Below are 8900 nucleotides of genomic sequence, written 5' to 3'. Positions count from 1 at the left end.
GGAGGCCCTCCCCTGTCAGCAGCTCACAGCGCGAAGTCGCATTCCCTCAACCAACGTGCCCGGTCAGTACACCTAGCTCACCCGCTGACGGCCTCGCGGACGCGGTTCAGCATGTCCTGCTCGCGCTCGCTGACCAGCTGCGCCCCGAACCCCATGAAGCCGCCCTCCTTGGCGGCGTCCGCAGCCGCTTGCGCCGCCGCGACGAGCCACTGCCCGAAGGCTGTCGTCTCCTCCGGTGCGGCCTTCGCGGCGACGATCCCGCGGACGGCGCGCAGCTCGTCGAGCACCTGCTCGCCGGGTGGCTGCCCAGTCGTCGGCTTGTAGCCGCTGACCGGGTTGTGGTGCTCCTGCACCATGGCCTGGATCTCGAGGGCCACCTCAGCCAGCAGCTGTTCACGACTGGGCGGGTTGGTGGCGCTCTTGAGCATCGCCATCGACTCCTTGGCCGCCTCGATCGGGCCGCCCGGGTCGGCCAGGGTGATCGACATTCCGGCCATGAACGGAGCACGCACGATGCGCGTCCACTCCTCCTCGGTGAAATCGCCTTTCGCAGTCACAATGCCTTCCTTCCTCGACTCATGGTCATGACGCGGTCCAGTCGCCACGATCGCGTGGTCCTGGCGCGGGCGCATCATCCCCGGTGGCTGAGGTCTGCGGAGAAGCGCAGGAAACGGCGAATCCCCCGACCGTCTGGTCGGGGGATTCGCTGAGGACCGGGGTGGCCCGGTGCCTTCGGTGTTTCAGATGCCCTTGACCTTCTCGGCCTGGGGGCCCTTCGGACCCTGCGTCACCTCGAACTCGACCTTCTGGCCTTCCTGCAGCTCGCGGTAGCCGCCGCTCTCGATCGCCGAGTAGTGAACGAAGACATCGGCGCCGCCGCCGTCCTGCTCGATGAAGCCGAAGCCCTTTTCGCTGTTGAACCACTTCACGGTGCCTGTTGCCACTGGTGTTGCCTCTTCTGGTCAGCGAGGCCTCCCGTGTGGAGGCCTCAAGGTGCCGATGCGTCAGGGACCAGGGCGCCACACGCGAAACCTCGCGCCGACGCGCTGTGCCCAGTCCGAACTGGACGACGGGGACGGCAGCCAGGAACGACGCTAGCAGCCAGTGGCACCCCTGCCCTGCTCGATGCCGTACCCAAGCATCGTCGATGTGGGCCGTGGCGGTCATCAGCGGGTGTCCCGCGACTGTCGCTGCGCCTCCGGCGTCCAGGTCCTGAGGCCCGGGTTCCGGTGATACTGACGGGGTGACTCACTCTGGTGCGGGCGGGCTCGCGCTGGTGCTCATCGTTGCGGGGGCCAGCGTCTGGGTACTGGCGGATGCCCGGTCACGCGCACAGCGAGGCCGACCCGTTGTCATGACCCTCCTGGGCATGACCATCGACCGGCCGGAGGCGTGGGCGGCGCTGTGCCTCGTGGTCGTCGTCGTGTTCCTGCCCCTCTACCTCGTGGCTCGAGGCGCCGACTGACGCCAGGAGAGACGACGCAGCTGTCGCTGTCAGCGAGGACTCACTGGGCGAGCATGATCCCGACGAAGAGCGTTGCCAGCGCGGTGAGTCCGGTCAACGCCCCGAAGACCGCCATGGCGCGGCGCGAAGCCACTCGGGCGTGCAGGAAGGCCGCGGCTCCCGAGGCGATCACCAGCGTGTACTTCACCATCAGGGTGCGCTCGAAGGCCGGTCCCTTGTCACCCTCGGCCACCACGTTCCAGACGCCGGTGACCAGCAGGAGCCCGAACGCCGGCCAGGCGATGCGGTTGAAGGCGTTGGCCGCCGCCTTCGGCACGTCGGTGCCGGCCACCCGAAGCGCCGGCACGAGAGCGGCGAGGGTGATCTGCCCCCCGACCCACACCGTGGCGGCCAGGACGTGCAGGAACAGTCGCAACGTCTCGAGGGTGACAGCGTTCATGCGGCCCAAGCCTGCCAGTTCGGCGTCGGGGATCGCGGGTGGGTCACTTCTCCTGCCGAAGGTGCTCCGCGACCGTGCGCCACGCGTGGTCCCGCTCGCCGGGCGCCCACCGGCTCCCGGACAGGGCTACCTGTGCGAGCCGGTCACCTGCCGCGAAGAACGCGACGTCGACGAGGCCGGTCTCCGTCCCGACCGACGCGGTGCGCATGGCCACGCCGTCGACCACCCGCTCGGTGGCCGGGTCGCAGGTCCCGAAGGCGTGCTGCTCGAACGCGACCGTGGGTCGACAGGGCCGTTCCCACGTAGCCCGGAGGTGTCGCGGTGGTGCAGGCCGACAGGATCGCCGTAGCCACGGCCGCGGTGGCCCACCCGGCGGCTACGGCCGTGCCCCTGCGCCTGCCCTCGCGGGACGCGCGAGCCTGTGCGCCCAGCCGCGACGTCGTGCGGCGTCTGGGCGGCCCGTCGCCGCCGGTGCCCACCGGTCCAGCCTAGACGCGGTGCGCCCAGCCGCCGGGCTGTCCGAGCCGGCAGGGCAACGGCGGCGACGCGTCACCCGGCGACAGACGGTGGCCGCCGCGGGGGCTGCCGCTGACGCGCGGTCGGCGAGCGCCGCTACATCCCCCACGACCGGTTGACGCTGTCGCGCATCCGCTTCACCATCACGAGCTCCTGCGTGCCGCATCGCTGACAGACGAGCATCCCCTTGTCGCCGGGCTTCACGCGGAACATGTGGCCCATCACCCAGCACGGGAAGTTCCTGAGTCTCATCGTCCGACCCTCCTTCGTGGGGCGTTCCCGCCCTTGATGGAGCAACACTGCGCCGCTCAGCAGGGCGTGTCTGTGCGTCAGGCGACACAACGCGGACCAGGCACCGATCGGGCGCCAACCGTTCGTCGCAGGGCGGCCCAGCCGTCCGACCAACGACCGGTCACGCACGGGCGCCGCTGTCACCATCGATGCGCGATGCGCGACCTCGTCCCCGGACTGATCGGGACGCGTCAGGACCTGAAGCCGGTCGGGCGGATGACCTTGGCCGGGATTCCGGCGGCGACGGTGTCGGCGGGGACGTCCTTCGTCACCACTGCTCCGGCACCGATGATGGCGCCGTCGCCGATGGTGACGCCCGGCACGACGGTGACCCCGGCGCCCAGCCAGACGTCGCGGCCGATCGTCACGGGTGCCGGGAGCATGTCGGCCCGACGCGCCGGGTCGGCGGCGTGGTTGAGCGTCGTCAGGGTGCAGCCGTGGCCGATCAAGGTGCCTGAGCCGATGGTGATGCCGCCGGTGTCCTGGAAGCGGCAGCCTTGGTTCACGAAGACCCCCTCGCCGAGGGTCAGGTTCTTGCCGAACTCCGAGTAGAACGGCGGGAAGACCGTGACCGAGTCGGCCACGGCCTTCCCGGTCAGCCCCGACAGCAGCCCCCGCACCTGCTCGGGCGTCCGGTAGGCGCCGTTGAGCTCGGCCACGACCCGCAGCGCGTCCTGCGCCGCCCCGTGCATGAACTGGTGGGCCGCCGACCCGCCCTCGATGACGCGTCGGGCGTCGACGTGGTCTAGGAACTCCTGGAGGTCCACGCGTCACTCCCTTCCTCGGCCGGCGCGGTCGGCCGACGAACACCTGTGGTCACAGCGTCAGCAGCACCTTGGTGGCGGTGCGCTCGTCCATGGCCTTGTAGCCCTGGGCGGCGTCCTCGAGCGGGAGGGTGAGGTCGAAGACCCTGCCCGGGTTGATCTTTCGGTCCCAGATCAGCTGGATCAGGTGCGGCAGGTACTCCCGCACCGGGGCCGGGCCGCCGTGGAGGTGGACGCCGGCCATGAACAGCGCGTCGCCCGGGATGGCGACGTCGTGCGAGACGCCGACGAAGCCGACGTGGCCACCGGCACGCGTCGAGTGGATGGCCTGCATCATGGCCTCCTGGGTGCCGACGGCCTCGATGACCGAGTGGGCCCCGAGGCCTCCGGTCAGCTCCTTGACGCGCGCCACCCCGGCGTCGCCCCGCTCGGTGACGATGTCGGTCGCGCCGAACTCGCGCGCGAGCGCCTGCCGGTCGGCGTGCCTGCTGAAGGCGATGATCCGCTCGGCGCCGAGCTCGCGGGCGGCCAGGATGCCGAGCAGCCCCACGGCCCCGTCGCCGACGACGGCCACGGTCTTGCCCGGTCCCGCTTCGGCCGCCACCGCCGCGAACCATCCGGTGCCGAGCACGTCGGAGGCGGCCATGAGCGAGGGAACGAGGTCGGCGTCGGGCTGCCCCGGCGTCGCGACGAGGGTGCCGTCGGCGAGGGGGATGCGCGCCCGCTCGGACTGCGTGCCGATCGTGCCCATGAGGACGCGGTGGGTGCAGTACGCCTGGTAGCCCGCCTGGCAGATATCGCACGTGTTGTCCGAGGCCCAGAAGGACCCGACGACGAAGTCGCCGACCTTCACGGTGCGCACCTCGGAGCCGACCTCCTCGACGACGCCGACGTACTCGTGCCCCATGACCTGGTGGTCGACCGGCTCGGCGCCGCGATAGGGCCACAGGTCGCTGCCGCAGATGCAGGTCGCCGTGAGGCGGATGACCGCGTCGGTCGGCTCGATGATCCTCGGGTCCTCGCGGTCCTCCACCCGCACGTCGCCGGGTCCGTACATGACAACTCCACGCATCGCGTGAACTCCTTCACCTCGCTTCTCGCGGGCCTACGCCCGCCGGGGCCGAACAGGCCCACCCCACGAGTCAAGCCCGCGCCGGCAACGAGGGGGAGTCCCTGTCGAGGGACGTACTGACAGGGCACCTCTCGCGGCTCGGCCGACGCGTCGACCCGGCCTACCCTCGAAGGCGTGGACAACCGCCAGGAGGTGCGCGAGTTCCTCATGACCCGTCGCGCCCGCATCACCCCGGAGCAGGTCGGCCTGCCCGCTGGTCGCGGCCGACGCGTGCCGGGCCTGCGCCGCAGCGAGGTCGCGACGATCGCCGGGCTCAGCGTCGAGTACTACGCCCGCCTCGAGCGCGGCCAGATCGCCGGCGCGTCGACCGGCGTGCTCGACGCGCTGGCCCGCGCCCTGCAGCTCGACGACACCGAGCGCGCCCACCTGCTCGACCTCGCCCGCGCCGCCGACGGGATCCCCACCTCGGGGCGTCCGCGTCGACGCGCGCCGGGCAAGCCGGCATCACGCCCGAGCCTGCAGTGGGCGCTCGAGTCGATCCGCGACGGCGTCGCCTTCGTCCGCGACCCGCACCAGAACCTGCTCGCCACCAACACCCTCGGCCGCGCCTTCTACTCGCCCGTCATCGGCCAGGGCGGGCGGATGCCGAACCTCGCCCGGTTCCAGTTCCTCGACCCCGTGTCGCGAGACTTCTACCCGGACTGGGACCTCTTCGCCGAGATGTGCGTCGGCATCATGCGCGCCGAGGCCGGCCGCGACCCGCACGACCGCGGCCTGCAGGACCTCGTCGGCGAGCTGTCCACGCAGAGCGAGGTGTTCCGACGCCTGTGGAGCGCCCACAACGTGCGCACCCACGGCACCGGCACCAAGCGGTTCAACCACCCCGTCGTCGGCGAACTGACCCTCGCCTACGAGGAGCTCGCCATCACCGCCGAGCCCGGCCTCGTCCTCATGGTCTACACGGCCGAGCCCGGCTCCCCGTCGGCCGAAAGGCTCCAGCTGCTCGCCTCCTGGGCGGCCTCGACCCCAGCGCCCACAGCCACCACCGACACCCCGATCCCCAACAGCTAGAAGGAAACCCATGCAGATCACCCGCAGCTCGGTCGACACCGTCAAGGGCCCGAGCGACTGGTTCACCGGCGACGTCTACATCGATGCGGTCGCCGCGGCCCCTGCGCCGTCGCGCGTCACCGCCAACCTCGTCCACTTCATGCCGGGCGCCCGCACCCACTGGCACCGTCACCCGCTCGGCCAGACCGTCTTCGTCACCGAGGGCGTCGGCCTCTGCCAGCGCCGCGGCGGACCCGTCGAGGTCATCCGCCCGGGCGACCGCGTCCTCTTCGAGGCCGACGAGGAGCACTGGCACGGCGCTGCACCGGGCCGTCTCATGGTCCACGTCGCCATCAACGAGGGCGACGCCGACCACGACGTCGTGCACTGGCTGACGCCGGTCACCGACGAGGAGTACGCCGCCGCCCCAGCCACCGACGCCTGACGCGTCAGGCAGGCGGTCCGGCTCGGGCACCGACGCCTTGGAGCGGTTTCACACACGTCAGTGGCGGGCACAGACAGGTATGCGCCTGCGTGACCATCACAAGGGAGACCTCGCCCTGACCGCCCTCACGGCGGCCGCTGCCGCCACGTCCATCGCCACCGGGGTGGTTCGCTGGACGGCACGCCGTCAGCGAGGACGCCGGCGGCTGCGAAGGGGACCACCACCAGCGTCCAGATCTGCCCGGGTGATGTGACTCGTATCGGGTGAAAAGGCCTGGAGTTTCGCCGAGCAGAACCTGCGCGAGGGTTGTGAACCTGAGTAGAACCTGAAAGCGCGAATTCGTCCCGGGCTTCGCCGCCCGTGCGATGGTGAGTTCTGCCGGACTGGCCCTTCGGGGTGGACCAGCCAGGTGTGTCCCCGGGCTCGACCGGGCACCGGGGTTGCGTCGCCGGCCGACCCGGCCGGCACCGGCACCGCGCCATGGCGCGGGGAGGGGGCCACATGCGCCACCGCAGAGGGATTCACCTGTTCACCGTCTCCGCCGTCTCGGCCGGCGCCCTGGTCCTCGGACCGACGCTGCTGAGCGCGCAGGCATCGACCGTCGTCCGCACTGACACCCCGGTCTCGGTCGACGCGCCGTACGTCAAGGCCAACGGCAGCGCCATCACACCCGGGGACGCGATCTCCGCGTGCGGCACCAACCGCCGCCAGCAGAACGAGCCGTCCGCGGCCGTCGACGCGCGCAACGCGTCGATCGTCGTCGCCGGCTCCAACGACTACTGCACCGTCGAGCTGGCCGGTGGCACCTGGACCGGCTTCTACCGCAGCACCGACTCGGGTGCCACGTGGACCGACAGCCTGCTCCCCGGCTACCCGACCGACAGTTCGCCCGAGGGCAAGGCCAGCCCCCTGCAGCAGGCGGGAATCACCAACGCCGGTGACCCTGTCCAGGCGTGGGACACCCAGGGCCGACTCTTCTACATGGGCAACGCCTTCAACCGCGTCGCGCCGCAGAACGGCGACGTGTGGGTCGCCACCTACGACCAGGACGCCGCCCACTACGTCCGCACCGTCATCGTCGGCAAGGCCGGCCCGGCCCTCAACGGCCGCTTCAACGACAAGACCTCCATCGAGGTCGACCGCGGCGTCAGCAGCCCGCACCAGGGCAACGTCTACGCGGCATGGAGCCTCTTCCAGGGCATCAACGGCAACAACTCGATCCAGTTCGTGCGCTCGACGAACCACGGCGCCAGCTTCAGCCACCCGATGAAGATCTCGACGGGCTCGAAGGACGTGCAGAACGCCGACATCGCTGTGACGAGCAACGGCACCGTCTACATCGCCTACCGCCAGTTCGAGTCCAACCGCGGCCACCAGGAGGCCTCGGTCCAGTACGTCGTGTCCCGTGACGGCGGCGCGACGTTCAGCCCTCCGGCGACGGCCGCCACCTTCGAGCCGTTCGACGCCGCCGACTCCGCGGGCGACCCGGCTGCCGCCGCGGCCGCACACGAGAAGGCGTACCTGTCGGCCGACGGTCCCGAGTCCGAGCCGGGAGAGGAGTCGGTGGGCGACAGCCGCGACTGCGGCTCCGGGCCCTTCGCGTGCCGGAGCGGGTTCGTCTTCTTCCGCCACGACAGCCAGCCACGCATCACCGCCGACCCCAAGGCCGCGAACCAGAACGTCTACCTCGTGTACGACGCGACGATCCCCGGCACCGAGCAGGCGTCGCGGACGACGTACAACACGGCCGACCCCACGGGCACGACGCTGCGCGTCGGTCAGGGTGGCGTCTACTTCGCGATGATGAGCAGCGGCGGTTGGACGGCACCCAAGCTCCTCGCACCGACCGCGCGGGGGCACCAGTTCTTCCCCGACATCAACGCCGACGGCGGCGTGCTCCACGCGGTGTGGCACGACAGCCGCAACGACCCCGCCTACAGCGTCCAGTACCCGCCGGGCAACGACGGCGCCGTACGCGACGCCGCAGGCTTCGCCGCCGCGACGGCCGGGCTCGACACCTACGCTGCGTCGTCGACGAACGCCGGCAGCAGCTGGGCCGTCGCGCGCCTGTCCCGAAGCAGCCAGATGCCGAACTACGAGATGTTCGGTGACCGACGCGTCCCCTTCCACGGCGACTACAACTACGTGTCGTCCGTGGGGTCCTTCGCCTACAACGTGTGGACCGACACCCGGCAGGTCGCACCCGGCGACGACCCCCGCTACGCGGGCGGCGTCGGGTTCGACGTGCTCCAGTGCCGCACGCAGGACTCGACCGGAGCCTGGTCGGCAGACACCTGCCCCAACGCGGGCGGGCTCGACCAGGACATCTTCGGCGCCGCCACCACCGGCTGACGCCACAGCCCACCCGACGTGCCGCGGACACCACCCCGTGTCCGCGGCACGTCGCACTTCTCGGGTCTGACCACCAGACTCGACACGACCGCCGGAGAACAGGCTGCGGCTGACGCCGGGCGGCCGAGGCCTCCGGCGGCCGGGGACGGCGCGGGTCACGTCTCGAGCCGGCGTGTGCGATCGAGGGTTTCGAGGCTCGAGGCCTGCGGTCAAAGGGTGCGAATCGCCTCGGCGACTCCCTGCCAGGGGCAGACTTGATTGGTGTCGGGCCATGTCGCGGCAGCGTCTCGGCAGACGTCGAGTTCGGGCCGTGTCCGGGGGGTGACGTCCGTGCTTTCATCTGCACTGCTGATCAGCATCGCGCGGGCCTTGTCCGAGGCCGAGACCACGTCGGACTACCTCATCGGTGCGGCGGCGCTGGTTCAAGGACTCGTGTCGTGCGACGACGTCTTCTGGATGAACACGGACTTCGCGGCGAAGTCCTTCGACGTGTGGCGGCTCAGCAT

The 8900-nt window shown here is 70.9% G+C and carries 10 protein-coding genes; 3 read left to right on the top strand and 7 right to left on the bottom strand.

The window, feature by feature from the left end; translation table 11 throughout:
* Positions 1-77: 77 nt before the first annotated feature.
* From AC3A5R_RS11475 to AC3A5R_RS11445, 7 genes are all read right to left on the bottom strand, one after another.
* On the bottom strand, positions 78-557 hold the full coding sequence (locus tag AC3A5R_RS11475) for a hypothetical protein (RefSeq protein ID WP_487620892.1): 480 nt from the start codon (positions 555-557) through the stop codon (positions 78-80).
* A gap of 183 nt (positions 558-740) precedes the next feature.
* The gene (locus AC3A5R_RS11470) at positions 741-944 is read right to left on the bottom strand and encodes a cold-shock protein (RefSeq protein WP_142180378.1); all 204 of its coding nucleotides are present in this window, start codon (positions 942-944) and stop codon (positions 741-743) included.
* Positions 945-1505: 561 nt separating this feature from the next.
* A complete protein-coding gene (locus AC3A5R_RS11465; RefSeq protein WP_487620891.1) occupies positions 1506-1904 on the bottom strand; it encodes a hypothetical protein in 399 nt (132 codons plus the stop codon).
* Between the two features lie 43 nt (positions 1905-1947).
* On the bottom strand, positions 1948-2118 hold the full coding sequence (locus AC3A5R_RS11460; RefSeq protein ID WP_487620890.1) for a hypothetical protein: 171 nt from the start codon (positions 2116-2118) through the stop codon (positions 1948-1950).
* A 398-nt stretch (positions 2119-2516) separates the two neighbouring features.
* Positions 2517-2672, bottom strand: coding sequence for a hypothetical protein (locus AC3A5R_RS11455; RefSeq protein WP_487620889.1), 156 nt, complete (start codon positions 2670-2672; stop codon positions 2517-2519).
* Between the two features lie 230 nt (positions 2673-2902).
* Positions 2903-3478 carry a sugar O-acetyltransferase gene (locus AC3A5R_RS11450; protein ID WP_487620888.1) on the bottom strand — a complete coding sequence of 192 codons (576 nt, stop codon included), beginning with the start codon at positions 3476-3478 and terminating at the stop codon, positions 2903-2905.
* Between the two features lie 49 nt (positions 3479-3527).
* Positions 3528-4547, bottom strand: coding sequence for a zinc-dependent alcohol dehydrogenase family protein (locus tag AC3A5R_RS11445; RefSeq protein WP_487620887.1), 1020 nt, complete (start codon positions 4545-4547; stop codon positions 3528-3530).
* Between the two features lie 174 nt (positions 4548-4721).
* On the opposite strand from AC3A5R_RS11445, the gene AC3A5R_RS11440 reads away from it, so the two are divergent.
* From AC3A5R_RS11440 to AC3A5R_RS11430, 3 genes are all read left to right on the top strand, one after another.
* Entirely contained in the window at positions 4722-5618 is an 897-nt protein-coding gene (locus AC3A5R_RS11440; protein ID WP_487620886.1) for a helix-turn-helix transcriptional regulator, read from the top strand.
* A 10-nt stretch (positions 5619-5628) separates the two neighbouring features.
* Positions 5629-6042 carry a (R)-mandelonitrile lyase gene (locus AC3A5R_RS11435; RefSeq protein WP_487620885.1) on the top strand — a complete coding sequence of 138 codons (414 nt, stop codon included), beginning with the start codon at positions 5629-5631 and terminating at the stop codon, positions 6040-6042.
* A 501-nt stretch (positions 6043-6543) separates the two neighbouring features.
* Positions 6544-8394 carry a sialidase family protein gene (locus AC3A5R_RS11430; protein WP_487620884.1) on the top strand — a complete coding sequence of 617 codons (1851 nt, stop codon included), beginning with the start codon at positions 6544-6546 and terminating at the stop codon, positions 8392-8394.
* Positions 8395-8900 lie beyond the last annotated feature (506 nt).

The sequence above is a fragment of the Intrasporangium sp. Soil_C_50 genome (genome assembly GCF_057656595.1).
The sequence above is the reverse complement of the archived record's forward strand: the minus strand, read 5'-3'. Positions and strand labels throughout refer to the sequence as shown.

Excerpts from the sequence above, each read along its gene's own strand:
- AC3A5R_RS11465 (WP_487620891.1), bottom strand. The coding sequence starts at position 1,904 with ATGAACGCTGTCACCCTCGAGACGTTGCGACTGTTCCTGCACGTCCTG.
- AC3A5R_RS11455 (WP_487620889.1), bottom strand. The coding sequence starts at position 2,672 with ATGAGACTCAGGAACTTCCCGTGCTGGGTGATGGGCCACATGTTCCGC.
- AC3A5R_RS11445 (WP_487620887.1), bottom strand. The coding sequence starts at position 4,547 with ATGCGTGGAGTTGTCATGTACGGACCCGGCGACGTGCGGGTGGAGGAC.
- AC3A5R_RS11435 (WP_487620885.1), top strand. The coding sequence starts at position 5,629 with ATGCAGATCACCCGCAGCTCGGTCGACACCGTCAAGGGCCCGAGCGAC.
- AC3A5R_RS11430 (WP_487620884.1), top strand. The coding sequence starts at position 6,544 with ATGCGCCACCGCAGAGGGATTCACCTGTTCACCGTCTCCGCCGTCTCG.